Raw genomic sequence first — 16462 nt, forward strand, 5'->3', positions numbered from 1 at the left:
GGTTCCTGTGTGTATTTATTAGCGTTTATCTAACAGTGAAGTAATGACATCGCCGCAGAACTGGATAATGAAAACGATGATCAGAATGGTCACCGTTGCCACCAGCGTGACGTCACCATGGTTGCGCTGGAATCCTTCCAGATAAGCCAGATTTCCCAAACCACCGGCGCCAATCACCCCCGCCATTGCGCTGTAGCTCACCAGCGCAATTAGCGTCACCGTAATACCTGATACCAGTGCAGGTGATGATTCCGGCAGTAAAACCCGAAACACTAACGTGCTCAGTCGTGCGCCCATCGAGCGCGTTGCTTCTATGACGCCTTTATCCACTTCACGCAGGGCGATCTCCACCAGGCGTGCGTAGAACGGTGCGGCGCCCACAATCAGCGCCGGCAGCGCCGCGTTGGCGCCAAGAATGGTGCCGACGACGGTCTTGGTGAACGGGATCAGCAGGACGATCAGAATGATGAACGGAATAGAGCGGAACACGTTCACCACAATCGAAATGACGCTGTAGACCGTGCGGTTGTGGAACAGCCCGCCGCGCGCGGTTAAAAACAGCGCCAGCCCCAGCACGAGACCCAGCACAAACGTCGCCACGCCGGACAGTGCGGTCATGTACAGCGTCTCCAGCGTCGCCGCCCAGAGCTGATCCCACTTGAGATGCGGAAAGAGATTCTCAGCCATGTTTAATCACCTCGCCTTCAATATCGCTGTGCTGCAGGTCGGCGAGGATATTGTTCAGTTGTTCATCGGATGCCACTACATGTACCCAGAGCTGACCAAACACGCCGTGGGCGGTTTGCGTCATTTTGCCGTGCAGGATGTTAAACGGCAGGCCGTAGCGCAGGGTCAGTTCACCCACGATCGGCTTATGGGTGCTGTGCCCGGTAAAGGTCAGCCTGATGACCGTGCCTTCCAGATCCTTTGCCAGTTCGGTATTGAAGGTTTCCTCTTCGGCGTACTGGCTCACCTGGCGGACAAACTGCTGCGTAATCGGCTGCTGCGGATGGGTAAAGACGCTCAGCACGTCGCCCTCTTCCACGACTTTACCGTTCTCCATCACCGCCACGCGGTCGCAGATTTTGCGCACCACGTGCATCTCGTGCGTGATCAGCACGATGGTCAGCTTGAAACGACGGTTAATATCCAGCAGCAGATCGAGTATCTGATCGGTGGTCTGCGGATCGAGCGCGGAGGTGGCCTCATCGCAGAGCAGCACGTCAGGGCTGTTAGCCAGCGCACGCGCAATACCGACGCGCTGCTTTTGCCCGCCGCTCAGCTGGGACGGGTAGGCGTTCTCACGCCCCTTCAGGCCAACCAGCGCCACCAGCTCGGCGACGCGCGCCTTGATATTGGCTTTTGGCACACCGGCGATTTGCATCGAGAAAGCGATATTCTCGCTCACCGTGCGTGACCACAGCAGGTTGAAGTGCTGGAACACCATGCTGATTTTCAGACGCGCCTGGCGCAGCGCTTCACCCTTCGCAGCAGAGATGTCCTGCCCGTTAATGGTGACGCTTCCGGCGCTGGGTTTTTCCAGTCCGTTCAGCAGACGAATCAGCGTGCTTTTCCCGGCTCCGCTGTAGCCGATAATTCCGTAAATCTGTCCCTGCTCTATCGTCAAATTGACGTTATCAACGGCAGTCAGCGCAACCTTTCCGTTGTCAAAAATTTTCGAGATATTCCTGAGTACAATCATTCTTATTCTTTATCCGCTTCGCGCATGGCTGTTTAGCAGTATGGATGTCCAAACGATAGTAAACAGGCGTTATCAGGTTTTAAATGACCAAAAAAGAATTTGTTATAACTTTCAGAAATAAACAGCGGATTAAGCGGGTGGGAAGCATTTAGACCAATTTCAGCAATGATTTTCTGCCGGATGCATATCTGCCGGTAGATGCCCGCGAAAAACGGTCATTTTTGCAGCATTTCATGCCGATATAGCCATCCTCACATCCAGACAACTTTACGTCTTGCTGTCCTGACTTCCAAAAATGGCATATATATTCTTTTCTGTTCTAAAGAGCAGTGAATGGTTCTTTATTGAGAAAATTTCACCGCCCTATCATCCCGTCATGACATCCAGAAAGGAAAACATCATGACGATTTATCACTCCGTCACTGAACTGATTGGTCGTACCCCGCTTATCCAGCTGCACAAGCTTGATACCGGTCCCTGCTCGCTGTTTCTGAAGCTGGAAAACCAGAATCCGGGCGGTTCCATTAAGGATCGCGTTGCGCTGTCGATGATTAACGAAGCGGAGCGTACCGGGCAGCTGCAGCCGGGCGGCACGATTATTGAGGCAACTGCGGGGAATACCGGTCTCGGCCTGGCGCTGATCGCCGCCCAGAAAGGCTACTCGCTGATCCTGGTGGTGCCGGACAAAATGAGCCGCGAGAAGATTTTCCACCTGCGCGCGCTGGGTGCCCAGGTGGTGCTGACCCGCTCCGACGTCAACAAAGGCCACCCCGCCTATTACCAGGATTACGCCCAGCGCCTGGCCAACGAGCTGCCCGGCGCGTTTTACATCGACCAGTTCAATAACGAAGCCAACCCGCTGGCGCACCGCACCACCACGGCACCGGAGCTGTTCGAGCAGCTTGACGGCAGGATCGACGCCATCGTGGTGGGCGTCGGCTCAGGCTGTACGCTGGGCGGCCTGCAGGCGTGGTTCGCCGAGCACTCTCCGCACACGGAGTTTGTCCTGGCTGACCCGGCCGGTTCCGTTCTGGCCGACCAGGTGGAGACCGGACGTTACCACGACGCGGGCTCATGGCTGGTCGAGGGTATTGGCGAAGACTTTATTCCGCCGCTGGCCCACATTGAAGGGGTGAATCGCGCCTGGCGCATTACCGACCGCGAAGCCTTCACCACCGCGCGCGATCTGCTGAAAACGGAAGGCATTCTGGCGGGTTCCTCCAGCGGCACGTTGCTGGCGGCCGCGCTGAAATATTGCCAGGCGCAGACCGCGCCGAAACGCGTGGTGACCTTCGCCTGCGACAGCGGCAATAAGTACCTCTCGAAGATGTTCAACGATGACTGGATGCGTCAGCAAGGGCTCATCACGCGCCCTCAGGCTGGCGATCTCTCTGACTACATCGCCCTGCGCCATGATGAAGGCGCCACCGTCACCGCCGCCCCGGACGACACGCTCTCCACCGTACTGGCACGCATGCGCCTGTATGACATCTCCCAGCTGCCGGTGCTGGAGAACGGCAAGGTGGTGGGCATTATCGACGAGTGGGATCTCCTGCGGCATATCGGCGGCGACGGCGATCGCTTCGCGCTTCCGGTGACGGCAGCCATGACGCGTCAGGTGGAGTTCCTGGATAAACACGCCCCGGAAAGCGCCCTGAACGCCATCTTCGACCGCGGTCTGGTGGCCGTGATTAATGACAACGACCGTTTTCTCGGTCTGATTACGCGCAGCGACGTTCTGACCGCCTGGCGCAACCGTCTTCAGCAATAAAGGAATAGATGATGAAAAACCTGGCTACCCTGAGCGTACACAGCGGCGAGTTCAACGACCAGCACGGCGCCGTCATGCCGCCGATTTACGCCACATCAACGTTTGCGCAACCGTCACCCGGCGAGCATACCGGCTATGAGTATTCCCGCAGCGGCAACCCCACCCGCCACGCGCTGGAAACCGCCATCGCCGAACTGGAAGGCGGCACGCGCGGCTACGCCTTCGCCTCCGGTCTGGCGGCCATCTCCACGGTGCTCGAACTGCTGGATAAAGACAGCCATATTGTCGCCATTGATGACGTTTACGGTGGGACGTACCGCCTGATTGAAAACGTGCGCAAGCGCAGCACCGGCCTGCAGGTCAGCTGGGTTAAACCGGACGACCTGGCCGGTCTTGAGGCCGCCATTCGCCCGGATACCCGCATGGTATGGGTCGAAACGCCGACCAACCCGCTGCTGAAGCTGGCCGATCTGGCGGCGATTGCGGCGATCGCCCGTCGTCATAACGTCATCAGCGTGGCGGATAACACCTTCGCGTCGCCGGTGATCCACCGTCCGCTGGAGTCGGGTTTCGATATCGTGGTGCACTCCGCCACCAAATACCTGAACGGCCATTCTGACGTGGTGGCCGGGCTGGCGATTGTCGGGGATAACAAGGAACTGGCGGATAAGCTGGGCTATCTGCAAAACGCGGTGGGCGGCATCCTGGATCCGTTCAGCAGCTTCCTGACGCTGCGCGGTATTCGCACGCTTGCGTTGAGGGTAGAAAAGCACAGCACCAACGCGCTGACGATTGCGCAATGGCTCGATCAGCATCCTCTGGTCGAAAAAGTTTTCTATCCCGGCCTGGAATCACATCCGCAATATCAGCTTGCCCGCACGCAGATGGCGCTGCCCGGCGGCATGATTTCCGTCGTGGTAAAAGGCGATGCGCAACGCGCCACCGAGGTGATTCGCAACCTGAAGCTGTTCACTCTCGCGGAAAGCCTCGGCGGCGTGGAAAGTCTGGTGAGCCAGCCTTACAGCATGACGCACGCCTCGATACCGCTGGAGCAACGCCTCGCAAACGGCATTGTGCCGCAGCTGATCCGTTTGTCAGTTGGGATTGAAGATCCCAAAGACCTGATTGCCGACCTCAGCCGGGCGCTGCAAAAATAAGCAAAACGCGGCAGGTCAATCATCTGCCGCCATAAGTTGTCATCATGGCTTAACGCCTTGATAACAATATTATGTGAAACTGCATAGATTATTTCTGAAACACCGTTTCCATTTTCCTTTTATCTTAAAATCAGCGTATAATGCGCGCCTAATCCCTGGTGAATGGTTTCAGCGCTTGGAATACAAAAAACAACGTACAACTTCTCCTCTCCTTCGTTGGGCTGTCACTCAGGCACACTTTCTTCTGCACGCTCATTTGATGTCTCCTATCCTTAGTGCGTGTCATATACTCTTTTGCAACACAGGTTTGACTCCGCGGCGGTGCGCCCCCGGAGCGAGATTTCCATATCCTTCCCAACTTAAAGACTAAGACTGTCATGAAAAAGACGAAAATTGTTTGTACTATCGGCCCGAAAACCGAATCTGAAGAGATGCTGACCAAGATGCTGGACGCCGGCATGAACGTGATGCGTCTGAACTTCTCCCACGGTGACTATGCAGAACACGGTCAGCGTATCCAGAACTTGCGCAACGTGATGAGCAAGACCGGTAAAAAAGCGGCCATCCTGCTGGATACCAAAGGTCCAGAAATCCGTACCATCAAACTGGAAGGCGGTAACGACGTTTCCCTGAAAGCGGGCCAGACCTTCACCTTCACCACCGACAAATCCGTTGTCGGCAACAGCGAAATCGTTGCAGTGACCTACGAAGGCTTCACCAGCGATCTGTCCGTCGGTAACACCGTGCTGGTGGACGATGGCCTGATCGGTATGGAAGTCACCGCGATCGAAGGTAACAAGGTTATCTGTAAAGTGCTGAACAACGGCGACCTGGGCGAAAACAAAGGCGTTAACCTGCCGGGCGTTTCCATCGCGCTGCCAGCCCTGGCTGAAAAAGACAAACAGGACCTGATCTTCGGCTGCGAACAAGGCGTTGACTTTGTTGCCGCATCCTTCATCCGTAAGCGTTCCGACGTGGTTGAAATCCGTGAGCACCTGAAAGCGCACGGCGGCGAGAAGATCCAGATCATCTCCAAAATTGAAAACCAGGAAGGCCTGAACAACTTCGACGAAATCCTCGAAGCGTCTGACGGTATCATGGTTGCACGTGGCGACCTGGGCGTAGAAATCCCGGTTGAAGAAGTGATCTTCGCGCAGAAGATGATGATCGAGAAATGTGTTCGCGCGCGTAAAGTGGTTATCACCGCAACGCAGATGCTGGACTCCATGATCAAAAACCCACGCCCAACCCGCGCAGAAGCAGGCGACGTGGCAAACGCCATCCTCGACGGTACTGATGCCGTTATGCTGTCAGGCGAATCCGCGAAAGGTAAATATCCGCTGGAAGCGGTGTCCATCATGGCCACCATCTGCGAACGTACCGACCGCGTAATGAAAAGCCGTCTGGACTACAACAACGACAGCCGCAAGCTGCGCATCACCGAAGCAGTATGCCGCGGTGCTGTAGAAACGGCTGAGAAACTGGAAGCGCCGCTGATCGTGGTTGCCACCCAGGGCGGTAAATCTGCTCGCGCGGTGCGTAAATACTTCCCGGACGCGACTATCCTGGCGCTGACCACCAACGAAACCACTGCCCGTCAGCTGGTGCTGAGCAAAGGCGTGATCCCTCACCTGGTGAAAGAGATCGCGTCTACGGATGATTTCTACCGTCTGGGTAAAGAAGTGGCGCTGGAACTGGTTGATCGCGGTCTGGCACAGAAAGGTGACGTTGTGGTCATGGTTTCTGGCGCGCTGGTACCAAGCGGAACCACCAATACCGCATCTGTTCACGTGCTGTAATAATTCCCGAACGAATTAATTTTGATAAAAAGCGCCTCCGGGCGCTTTTTTTATTCCTGGCATTAGCCAAAGTCATTCAAATTGCAAATCGGGTTTCTCTATTTAATTGCGAATTATCTAAGATGAATCCGATGATAAATGCCTTTTTTTACATAGATTTTTGCCCAAAAAGGGCTGATTCGATGCTTCTTTGAGCGAACGATCAAAAATAGGTGTATTCCCATCAAAAAAATATTCTCAACCCAAAAAACTTTGTGTAATACTTGTAACGCTACATGGAGATTAACTCAATCTAGAGGGTATTAATAATGAATCGTACTAAACTGGTACTGGGCGCGGTAATCCTGGGTTCTACTCTGCTGGCTGGTTGCTCCAGCAACGCTAAAATCGATCAGCTGTCTTCTGACGTTCAGACTCTGAACGCTAAAGTTGACCAGCTGAGCAACGACGTGAACGCAATCCGTTCCGACGTTCAGGCTGCTAAAGATGACGCAGCTCGCGCTAACCAGCGTCTGGACAACCAGGCTACTAAATACCGTAAGTAATAGTACCTGTTAATAAAATGGCGCACATTGTGCGCCATTTTTTTTGCCTGCGTCAAACGGCTACTGCGTCACCTTCTCCCCTTCATCTTCCGCTACCGCTGCGGACACCCGACTGTTCTGCACCGACAGCACGCTATTGCTGGCTGACGGACCGCTACCTGACGACACGATAACCGGGATCCCGGCACGGCGTGACAGGGCGCGATCGATCAGCGCTTTATCGCTTCCCGCCTGAGAAACAAAGGTCGCAAAGTCTGCGGAATGGGTAATAGGAGAGACCTGCGGGTTTTCTCCCTCAGCCTGCGCCAGCGGGCGGTGGACTTCGATATAGCGTTTACCATCCGGCTCCACGGCGAACTTCACCGGTTCATTGATAATCTGTACCCGCGTGCCCACCCGCACCTGTTCGAACAGGGCTTTAATGTCCGGGGCATTCATCCGCATACAGCCGGAGCTGACCCGCAGGCCGACGCTGTCCGGCGCGCTGGTGCCGTGGATGAGATATTCCCCATTACCCACGCCTAAACGCAGTGCGAAGCGTCCCAGAGGGTTATTTGGCCCAGCAGGCACCACAGGCGGTAATTTAATTCCCTGCTCCAGAGAGCGTGCTCTGATGCCCGGCGTAGGTGTCCAGGTGGGATTCGGGATTTTCTGGCTCACGCGGGTGGTCGTGACCGGCGTTTCCAGCCCCAGCTGTCCGATGCCGAGCGGGAAGACCTGAACGATATTTTCTCCCGGCGGGAAGTAGTAGAGCCGAAGCTCTGCGAGGTTCACCACAATGCCCTCGCGCGGCGTGTCCGGCAGCAGCATCTGCGACGGGATGGTAATGACGGTTCCCGGCGCAGGGTTTACCGGCGCAATGGTATTGTTCGTTTCCAGGATCACCTGCGCCGCCGTATTAAACCGGCGGGCGATGGTCTGAAGCTTATTATCACCTTCCTGTATCGTGTAGGTTTGATTTTGCCCAATCAGACGACTGCCTGCGGGCGGCAATGGATAGTCCATCGCGCGGGCCGAATTAAGGGCGCCGAGCGAACTGAGGAGTAATAGAGTTATTAGAGACGCGCGCTTCATGCTGAGATTCCTTATTCACTGGCAGAACGCCAGAAAGCTGAAAAACCAGCGAGGCGGGAACCACCTCGCGAAACAGAATGAATGCTGTTCTGTAAGTCTAGCTAAGGATTGCAGCTTTGGCGCGAATGGCGCGAATCATCGCTTCCAGTCCCTGGGAACGAGACGGGGTGAGGTGTTGGGTCAGGGCCATTTTTTCAAACCACGGACGGACGTCGAACGCGACAATATCCTGCGCCGACATCCGGTGATAAAGAATAAAGACGACCGCAATAAGCCCTTTTACAATTGCCGCATCGCTGTCGCCGTGCAGTTCGATAGTGCCGTCGTCCGACTGCGCCATCACAATCCACACCTGGCTCTGACAGCCCTGAATACTGTTCTCCGGGGTATGCGCCTCTTCGCTGAGTGGCGATAAACGCTGTCCCAGCTCAATGATATAGAGATACTTCTCTTCCCAGTTTGCGCAACGCGAGAAGTTGCGCAGTAATTTATCTTTGTCCGGCAGTTCCGCCATCTTTCGCCTCTCCGTTAGCCCAGCAGCTGATGAATGCGCTTAAGCCCCGCCACCAGCCTGTCGACCTCTTCCGTTGTGTTGTACATCACCAGCGACGCGCGGCACATTGCCGGTACCTGGTAAAACGCCATCAGCGGCATCGCGCAGTGGTGCCCGGTACGGACCGCCACGCCGTAGTTATCGAGGAAACTGCCCACGTCATAGGCGTGATGTTTCCCGAGATTGAACGCAATCACCCCTTGCCGGTCGGAAGGCCCGTAGAGGGTCAGATCCGGCACGCTGGAAAGCTCCGCAAGCGCATAGTGCATCAGCAGCTGTTCGTACTCCTGAATGCTATCAAGGCCGATTGCGGAGACATAAGAAACCGCCGCCCCCAAACCGATAATCCCGCCGGTGTTGGGCGTGCCCGCCTCAAAACGCCACGGCGCTCGGGCATAGGTAGTGCCTTCCGTCAGGCTAACGGTGGCGATCATCGACCCGCCCCCTTCCCACGGCGGCATCGCCTGCAGGATTGCCTCTTTAACGTACAGCACGCCAATCCCGGTCGGCCCATAGAGCTTGTGGCCTGAAAAGACGTAGAAATCGCAGTCCAGCGCCTGGACGTCAACCGCGTGGTGCATCACCGCCTGAGCGCCGTCAATCAGCACCTTCGCGCCCGCCCGATGGGCCTTTTCGACAATCTCTGCCACCGGGTTTTCCGTCCCCAGCACGTTGGAGACCTGGGTGACCGCCACCAGCCGCGTTTTATCGTCAAGCAGTGCGTCAAGCTGCTCGAGCTGCAGCGTCCCGTCGGCGTTCAGCGGGATCACCCGCAGCTGCGCGCCAACGCGCTCGCAAAGCATCTGCCACGGCACGATATTGGCGTGGTGCTCCATCTGGGTGATGATGATGTTATCCCCCGCGTGGACCTGCGCGTTGCCCCAGCTGTTAGCGACAAGGTTGATCCCCTCGGTGGTTCCGCGCACGAAGACCAGCTCTTCAGGCGAACCTGCATTGAGGAAGGCGGCCAGCTGCGTACGCACGTTTTCCATACGCTGGGTCGCCTCGGCGCTCAGGGTATGGATACCGCGATGCACGGCGGCGTAGCCGTGGCGATAAAACTCGGCTTCCGCATCCACCACCTGATTCGGCTTCTGGGCGCTGGCCGCACTGTCCAGATAGGCCAGAGGAAGACCGTTTACTTCACGGGTCAGAACCGGGAAATCTGCCCGCACTTTCTCGACGGGAAAACTCATGCTTCGCCTCCAGGCAGACGCTGGCCGATACGCGCCAGCACCTGCTGTTTTAACTGACCATCGGGCAGCGCTTCCGTCAGTTCGGCGGCAAACGCATAGATAATCATTTTCTGCGCCGCCTGCTCGTCGATGCCGCGGGAACGCAGGTAGAACATCTGCTCATCGTCGATCCGCCCGACCGTCGCACCGTGGCTGCACTTCACGTCGTCGGCGTAGATCTCCAGCTGCGGTTTGGTGTCCACCTCCGCCAGGCGGCCTAACAGCAGGTTGTTGTTGGTCATCTGCCCGTCGGTTTTAATGGCGTGCTGCGCCACGTTAATCAGTCCGTTAAACACCGCGCGACCTCTGTCGCTGACGATGGTTTTATGCAGCTGGCGGCTGTTGCAGTAGCCCTTGTTGTGCTCCAGCCAGGTGCGCGTGTCGCACACCTCTGATTTAACCGGCATCGCCAGGCTGTTGATGCGCAGCGTGGTGTTTTCACCGTTAAGCTGCGTGCTGGTGTTGTGGCGCAGCACCGCCCCGCCGAGCAGGAAGCTATGGCTGTACGCCGCGGCATCCTGACCCAGCACAATGTCGTTGTGGGCAAAGTGGTGGCTCTGCGCATTTTCAAACGCCAGCTTGACGTGGTGAAGCTGCGCATTGGCGGCAACGTTCATCGTCAGACGCGAACCGGTAAAATGGCGCGTCTCGTTGAGGCTTACGTAATGTTCGATTACCGTGGCCTCCGCCCCCTCCGCCAGCTCAAGATGGTGGCGATAGTGCGCGGTATTGATTTCATCGCCGTCCAGCCCCTGGGTGATGTGCATCAGCAGCAGCGGTTTTGCCGGACGCTGGTTACGCTTCACGCGGATGTGCGTCACGCCGCGGGCCAGACTCTCGGTCAGGTGCAGGAAAACCTCAGGCTGAACCGGGGCGCTCAGGGACTGGCGATCGTCGTTTATCTCAATCTCAAATCCGCTCGCCTGAAGCGCGTCGCTCAGCTCCGGACGGAACGCGCCATCGACAAACACCAGGCGCACGGCATCCACGCGCACTGCCAGCGCGTCACGCTGCGCAGGCGTGAGATCCGCCAGTCGGGTCACAAACTCGGCGTTCAGCAGGCCATCAAGCGGGGTGTACTTCCAGTTCTCATGCTTACGCGTCGGCAGGCCGAGACGCAGCATCTGCTGCAGATGCTGCTGCGCCTGCTCAGAACGCGTGCCGCCCTGGGCTTCAAACAGCCTGTGCCACTGCTGGAGCGCATTACTGCTGTTCGGTAAGCCAGCCATAACCCTGCTCCTCCAGTTGTTTAACCAGCGTGAAATCACCGGATTTCACAATGCGCCCCTGGTAAAGCACGTGAACGTAATCCGGCTTGATGTAGTCCAGAATGCGCTGGTAGTGGGTGACGATAATGAACGAACGCTTGCCGTCGCGCAGGGAGTTCACCCCGTCAGCGACAATCTTCAGGGCGTCGATATCCAGACCGGAGTCGGTCTCATCCAGAATGCACAGCTCGGGCTCCAGCACCGCCATCTGCAGAATGTCGTTACGCTTTTTCTCGCCGCCGGAAAAGCCAACGTTCACCGAACGGGTCAGCAGATCCTCCGGCATTTTCAGCAGCTTGATCTTCTCTTCCATCAGGTCCTGGAAGTCGAAGCGGTCCAGCGCCTCCAGGCCGCGATACTTGCGCACCGCATTCAGCGCCGTCTGCAGGAAGAACTGGTTGCTGACGCCCGGAATTTCGACCGGGTACTGGAAGGCCATAAAGATGCCCTCTCCCGCGCGGTCTTCCGGTGACATCTCCAGCAGATCTTTGCCGTTAAACTCGACCGAGCCGTTGGTTACCTCATAATCTTCGCGGCCCGCCAGCGTCGCAGAAAGCGTACTTTTCCCGGAACCGTTCGGCCCCATGATGGCGTGGACTTCACCCGGCTTGACGTCAAAATTGAGGCCACGCAGGATGGCTTTGTCTTCTACGCTAACCTGTAAATCTTTAATACGTAACATGTGCTTTCCTTAACCGACGCTGTGTTCAAGACTAATGGCGAGGAGTTTCTGGGCTTCAACGGCAAATTCCAGCGGCAGTTCAGAGAACACATCCTTACAGAAGCCGTTAACGATCATCGAGATGGCGTCTTCTTCGCTGATCCCGCGCTGCAGGCAGTAGAAGAGCTGATCTTCCCCAATCCGCGACGTCGTCGCCTCGTGCTCAAGCTGGGCCGTGTTGTTACGGCACTCGACGTACGGGAAGGTGTGCGCCCCGCAGTCTGCGCCAATCAGCATCGAGTCACACTGGGTAAAGTTTCGCGCATTGGTGGCGGTCGGCATGATTTTCACCAGCCCGCGATAGCTGTTCTGGCTATGCCCGGCGGAGATCCCTTTCGAGATGATGGTGGATTTGGTGTTTTTACCAATGTGGATCATCTTGGTGCCGGTATCGGCCTGCTGATGGCCGCTGGTCAGCGCCACCGAGTAAAACTCTCCGATGGAGTTATCCCCGCGCAGGATGCAGCTCGGGTATTTCCAGGTGATGGCAGAGCCGGTTTCAGACTGGGTCCACGACATCTTGCTGTTTTCGCCTTCGCACAGCGCGCGCTTGGTGACGAAGTTCAGGATGCCGCCGGTATTGCCGTCGCCCGGGAACCAGTTTTGCACCGTGGAGTATTTCACCTCGGCATCTTTGTGGATGATGACCTCCACCACCGCCGCGTGCAGCTGGTAGCTGTCGCGGACCGGGGCAGAGCATCCTTCGATGTAGCTGACGTAGCTGCCTTCATCCGCGACCAGAATCGTGCGTTCGAACTGGCCGGTTTTTTCGGCATTGATGCGGAAATAGGTGGAAAGCTCCATCGGACAGCGCACGCCTTTCGGCACATAGATAAAGGTGCCGTCAGAGGCTACCGCCGCGTTGAGCGCTGCAAAGAAGTTGTCGTTAGAGGGCACCACTGTCCCAATGTACTTTTTCACCAGCTCCGGATGATCGTGAATCGCTTCGCCGAAGGAGCAGAAAATGATCCCCTGCTCTGCCAGCTTCTCGCGGTAGGTGGTCGCCACCGAGACGGAGTCGAAAATGGCGTCCACCGCCACCTCTCTCCCCTCACGCACGGGCACGCCCAGCTGGTTAAAGGCTTCTTCCACCTCTTTGCTGAGGAAGCTGTTCTCCGCACCGGTTTGCTGCACCGCGCCGGGCTGCGAGGCGCAGGTGTCATCACAGCTGCCGCAGGACGGCGCAGAGTAGTAGCTGTAATCCTGATAGTTCAGCTTGTCATAATGCGCTTTCAGCCAGTGCGGCTCTTCCATCTCCAGCCAGGCGCGGAAGGCGCTCAGGCGGAACTCCAGCATCCACTCCGGCTCGTTACGTTTCGCCGAGATCGCCCGCACGACATCTTCGTTGATGCCTTTCGCCAGCTCGTCGGTCTGCAGCTGGGTGAAGAACCCCTCTTTATAGTTGAGGTGCCCACCGCTCCAGGTATTTACTTCACTCGTTGCTTCAGTATTACGAGACATAGTACCGCCTATACCCCAAAGCTTTCGCCGCAGCCGCATTCGTTCTGGGCTTTCGGGTTATGAAATTTGAATAACTGGTTTAAGCCTTCGCGGACGTAGTCCACTTCGGTGCCGTCAATAAACGGCATGGCCTGCAGCGCGACGTACAGCTTCGCGCCGTCAGTCTCGAACACCAGGTCATCTTTCTCGGGTTCGGTGACGGTATCGAGCACGTAGCCAAAACCTGCGCAGCCGGTCTGTTTGACGCCCAAACGCACGCCGAGGATCTCGGGCTTTTTCGCCACCAGCTCGTGAATATGTGCCGCCGCTGCAGGCGTGAGCGTTAAACCGCGCCAGGCAAAATCGGCAGGATTAAAGGTTTCTGAATGCAGTTCCATAGGTCCACCTCATCTGATAAGCCATCAGGGCATAACACCATGTTAGTGATAACGATTATCACTTCAACCCTCTGTCAGCAGGGGCATTCGGCTAAACCGCCCTTTTTGCCTACTTTTATTAAGCATAGACCTTATGGCAGGATGCAGTCAGGATGGATGTATTTGTTCAATGCATTGATTAATAATGCATTTTGTCACGGTATTTATGACAGAGAGGAGAAAAGTAAAATATGCATCGGAAATGCCTATTTTTGAGATAGCTACCTTGATTGCCGCAAACTCAATTTAACAGATGCGATTTGGCACGCTGTAAGAAGGCCTACGCTTCAGTTGCGCAGCAGAAAAATGCTTCTCAGCAATAGATAACCTGATAATGCGAGTCTTTTTCTGAAAATCATACACTCACTCTGGATCACATTATTAATCGCTGTAGCATTAACCATACATACTTAAGGGAAATTAGGTGTCATATGGCGTTACAGGGAAAGATGATTCTGAACGGCGCAGATTACTCGCCTTTCGATCTGTATGGGGTGGGCGTGTTCATGGCGCACTCCGGGTTGGGGGCCAACAGAAACAATGCCAGTTGCGGACATATCGCAAATACTGGCCCTATTCCCCCAGGGAAATACTGGATTGTAGATCGCAGGGAGGGAAACTGGTTTTCGCAAAAAAAAGAGGAGATTCACGATGAAGCTAACAGAATTATTGGCCGAAATGCTTTTGGAAAATCTGACTGGTTTGCTTTGTGGCGTGATGACTGGAGTATTGATGATTACACATGGATAGAAAGCGTAAAACGTGGAAATTTCCGACTACATCCCGGTACAGTTTCAAAAGGATGCATAACTATCGCCAACATGTCTGATTTTGCGATGATTCATAACGCGCTAATGAGTACATCGCTTATTCAGGTTCCATGCATGCGATCACTAATGGCGCGGGGATGGGTGGAGGTAGTTGCTGGTGGCTACATTAAAAAACCTTGCTCGTAGGGCAAGTAGAATTATTTATTTTCTCATTTTATTATTCATTGTCGGTCATATGCTACCAGGCCCTGAGCTATATATTAACTATGATTTAGCCAGAACAACAGCAATGATTATCATCGGAAATGAGAATGCAGAATCAATGTATGACGCCTACTCATTTATTGACTGGCTTACAATACTAATTATCATCATCCCTATTTACATTTTAACGATGAATTTAATCAAAAAAATAAGGAACATATAAATGCCTATACCTCCCTATATGTGGCTTAAAGACGATGGCGGTGCAGATATCAAAGGTTCTGTTGACGTACAAGATCGTGAAGGAAGTATTGAAATTATCGGTCTGAGCCACGGTATCAACTTGCCTGTTGATAGCGCAAACGGCAAAATCACCGGCACCCGCCAGCACTCATCCATGATGATTGAAAAAGAAGTTGATAGCTCTACACCATATCTTTACAAGGCTGCAGCAACCGGGCAGACGCTGAAAAGTGCAGAAATAAGGTTTTATCACATTAATGATGCAGGCCAGGAGGTTTGCTACTATACCGTTATTATGGAGAATGTGAAATTAACAGGCGTCCACTGCAGCGTTCCGAATGTTAAGCTGGCGGGAAACGATAAAATGAATCACATTGAAAGTGTCAGCATTCAATATGAAAAAATCACCTGGAGAATTCTTGACGGTAATATTCAATTTTCAGATGCATGGAATGAGCGCCGTACAAGCTGAGTAATAATAAGGAGCACCGCTTCCTATTCTTTTTTGAATTATCTGGGAATGGTGCTCATGCTTTCACGCTCCTGATGAAGCCTCTGCCCATTAAACATGCACAGTTAACTTTTGCTCCGGAAGTGACAAAAACAAAAAAAGGCCCTTAAGGCCTATGGCGATCAGTGATGAAATGAAACAGCAAACCCCTGTTCACGCCAGTGGTCGAGCTGTTCCTGCTGGCGAGGCGTTGGGGATTTCCCCGTCCAGACGAAGATTTTTTGCCCAGGGAAGAGTTCAGGACGCGGCGAATCAATCGGTTCCGCCAGGACGTCAATGTGCCAGCCCTTCTGCGATAGGCGCGCGGCTTCCAGCCACAGGTGGGTGCGGTCATCGCATTCCCAGCCAATCAGGAGCGCGTCTTTACCGGCTTTTTTGCGGGACTCCGCCAGGCTTGCAATGGCGAATTCGATCAGTACGCCGTCAAACAGGCTCGCCATGTGACGCACGGTATTTTGATCCTGATTCATTCGCTGACGGACGGGAGAGATAATATTGTCAATCAGCGCGTCTATCGCGTGATCGCGACGGAATTCACTGATTTTGGCGCGCAGCTTTGCCGGGTTGGCGTAACGGAGAACGGTCATCATCTCTTCCTGGAACGAGACCCAGTTGCCCTGAGTCAATACTTCTTTGTTTTCCAGCAAGGCTTTGACTTTTCCGACCGAAACGCCGCTTTTCATCAGGCGCTTGATCTCTTCAATGCGCAGGATATCTTCATCGTCAAACTGACGATGACCCCCTTCGCTGCGCTGCGGTTTCAACAATCCATAACGGCGCTGCCAGGCACGCAGCGTAACGGGGTTGATACCGCATCGTTCGGCCACTTCGCCGATACTGTAATAGGCCATTAACTCCCTCACGCTCAGAACTTCCATACCTAACTGCACCAACCTTATCAGATTGTACACACCATTTGTATAACTAAGACCGCATTTTGAACGGGTGAACGGGGTTCTTTCCCATCCACCTGTTAATACATTGTTGTATAAAATTTGTCATTCGTACAGTTAAGTCTGCCGGAATGTGTAC

General features: G+C 54.8%; 18 protein-coding genes. 8 read left to right on the forward strand and 10 right to left on the reverse strand.

All coding sequences use genetic code 11. The features are described 5' to 3' along the window. Positions 1-18: 18 nt before the first annotated feature. Entirely contained in the window at positions 19-687 is a 669-nt protein-coding gene (locus V4835_RS13745) for a methionine ABC transporter permease (protein ID WP_063142944.1), read from the reverse strand. After that, a complete protein-coding gene (locus tag V4835_RS13750) occupies positions 680-1702 on the reverse strand; it encodes a methionine ABC transporter ATP-binding protein (protein WP_331412499.1) in 1023 nt (340 codons plus the stop codon). Before V4835_RS13750 ends, V4835_RS13745 begins: the two co-directional genes overlap by 8 nt. A gap of 400 nt (positions 1703-2102) precedes the next feature. On the opposite strand from V4835_RS13750, the gene V4835_RS13755 reads away from it, so the two are divergent. The 5 genes from V4835_RS13755 to lpp all read left to right on the forward strand — a co-directional run bounded on the left by V4835_RS13755 (position 2103) and on the right by lpp (position 6974). Next, on the forward strand, positions 2103-3473 hold the full coding sequence (locus V4835_RS13755; RefSeq protein WP_331412500.1) for a cystathionine beta-synthase: 1371 nt from the start codon (positions 2103-2105) through the stop codon (positions 3471-3473). A gap of 11 nt (positions 3474-3484) precedes the next feature. Beyond that, positions 3485-4630, forward strand: coding sequence for a trans-sulfuration enzyme family protein (locus tag V4835_RS13760; protein ID WP_331412501.1), 1146 nt, complete (start codon positions 3485-3487; stop codon positions 4628-4630). 73 nt (positions 4631-4703) lie between these two features. Continuing rightward, positions 4704-5000, forward strand: coding sequence for a protein YnhH (ynhH, locus tag V4835_RS24425; protein ID WP_418921897.1), 297 nt, complete (start codon positions 4704-4706; stop codon positions 4998-5000). Between the two features lie 7 nt (positions 5001-5007). Then, positions 5008-6429 (forward strand): pyruvate kinase PykF, encoded by a 1422-nt coding sequence (gene pykF / locus V4835_RS13765; RefSeq protein ID WP_023335415.1) that lies wholly within the window; start codon positions 5008-5010, stop codon positions 6427-6429. 308 nt (positions 6430-6737) lie between these two features. Further along, a complete protein-coding gene (lpp, locus tag V4835_RS13770) occupies positions 6738-6974 on the forward strand; it encodes a murein lipoprotein Lpp (RefSeq protein WP_010430241.1) in 237 nt (78 codons plus the stop codon). 60 nt (positions 6975-7034) lie between these two features. Here the strand turns inward: lpp and ldtE are convergent, their stop codons facing one another. The 7 genes from ldtE to sufA form a co-directional block, all read right to left on the reverse strand. After that, on the reverse strand, positions 7035-8048 hold the full coding sequence (gene ldtE / locus V4835_RS13775; RefSeq protein ID WP_063142940.1) for a L,D-transpeptidase LdtE: 1014 nt from the start codon (positions 8046-8048) through the stop codon (positions 7035-7037). A gap of 97 nt (positions 8049-8145) precedes the next feature. Continuing rightward, complete coding sequence (gene sufE, locus V4835_RS13780; protein ID WP_196365924.1) at positions 8146-8562, reverse strand: cysteine desulfuration protein SufE; 417 nt, start codon at positions 8560-8562, stop codon at positions 8146-8148. A gap of 14 nt (positions 8563-8576) precedes the next feature. Continuing rightward, the gene (sufS, locus tag V4835_RS13785) at positions 8577-9797 is read right to left on the reverse strand and encodes a cysteine desulfurase SufS (protein ID WP_331412502.1); all 1221 of its coding nucleotides are present in this window, start codon (positions 9795-9797) and stop codon (positions 8577-8579) included. Next, positions 9794-11065 (reverse strand): Fe-S cluster assembly protein SufD, encoded by a 1272-nt coding sequence (gene sufD / locus V4835_RS13790; protein WP_331412503.1) that lies wholly within the window; start codon positions 11063-11065, stop codon positions 9794-9796. Before sufD ends, sufS begins: the two co-directional genes overlap by 4 nt. Then, positions 11040-11786 carry a Fe-S cluster assembly ATPase SufC gene (gene sufC, locus V4835_RS13795; RefSeq protein ID WP_063142936.1) on the reverse strand — a complete coding sequence of 249 codons (747 nt, stop codon included), beginning with the start codon at positions 11784-11786 and terminating at the stop codon, positions 11040-11042. The genes sufD and sufC overlap by 26 nt, the downstream gene beginning before the upstream one ends. Positions 11787-11795: 9 nt before the next feature. Next, entirely contained in the window at positions 11796-13286 is a 1491-nt protein-coding gene (sufB, locus tag V4835_RS13800; RefSeq protein ID WP_331412504.1) for a Fe-S cluster assembly protein SufB, read from the reverse strand. Positions 13287-13294: 8 nt separating this feature from the next. Next, the gene (gene sufA / locus V4835_RS13805) at positions 13295-13663 is read right to left on the reverse strand and encodes a Fe-S cluster assembly scaffold SufA (protein WP_008500631.1); all 369 of its coding nucleotides are present in this window, start codon (positions 13661-13663) and stop codon (positions 13295-13297) included. 470 nt (positions 13664-14133) lie between these two features. On the opposite strand from sufA, the gene V4835_RS13810 reads away from it, so the two are divergent. The 3 genes from V4835_RS13810 to V4835_RS13820 are packed head-to-tail and all read left to right on the forward strand — an operon-like array spanning position 14134 to position 15391. Continuing rightward, positions 14134-14658 (forward strand): DUF2778 domain-containing protein, encoded by a 525-nt coding sequence (locus V4835_RS13810; RefSeq protein WP_331412505.1) that lies wholly within the window; start codon positions 14134-14136, stop codon positions 14656-14658. Beyond that, entirely contained in the window at positions 14630-14899 is a 270-nt protein-coding gene (locus V4835_RS13815) for a hypothetical protein (RefSeq protein WP_331412506.1), read from the forward strand. Before V4835_RS13810 ends, V4835_RS13815 begins: the two co-directional genes overlap by 29 nt. Next, positions 14900-15391 (forward strand): Hcp family type VI secretion system effector, encoded by a 492-nt coding sequence (locus tag V4835_RS13820; protein WP_331412507.1) that lies wholly within the window; start codon positions 14900-14902, stop codon positions 15389-15391. A 161-nt stretch (positions 15392-15552) separates the two neighbouring features. Here V4835_RS13820 and V4835_RS13825 read toward each other — a convergent pair whose 3' ends face one another. Further along, positions 15553-16281 carry a MerR family transcriptional regulator gene (locus V4835_RS13825; RefSeq protein ID WP_331412508.1) on the reverse strand — a complete coding sequence of 243 codons (729 nt, stop codon included), beginning with the start codon at positions 16279-16281 and terminating at the stop codon, positions 15553-15555. Between the last annotated feature and the right edge of the window lie 181 nt (positions 16282-16462).

It is taken from the genome of Enterobacter cloacae complex sp. CARB60 (genome assembly GCF_036487345.1).
Taxonomy (GTDB): domain Bacteria; phylum Pseudomonadota; class Gammaproteobacteria; order Enterobacterales; family Enterobacteriaceae; genus Enterobacter; species Enterobacter asburiae_D.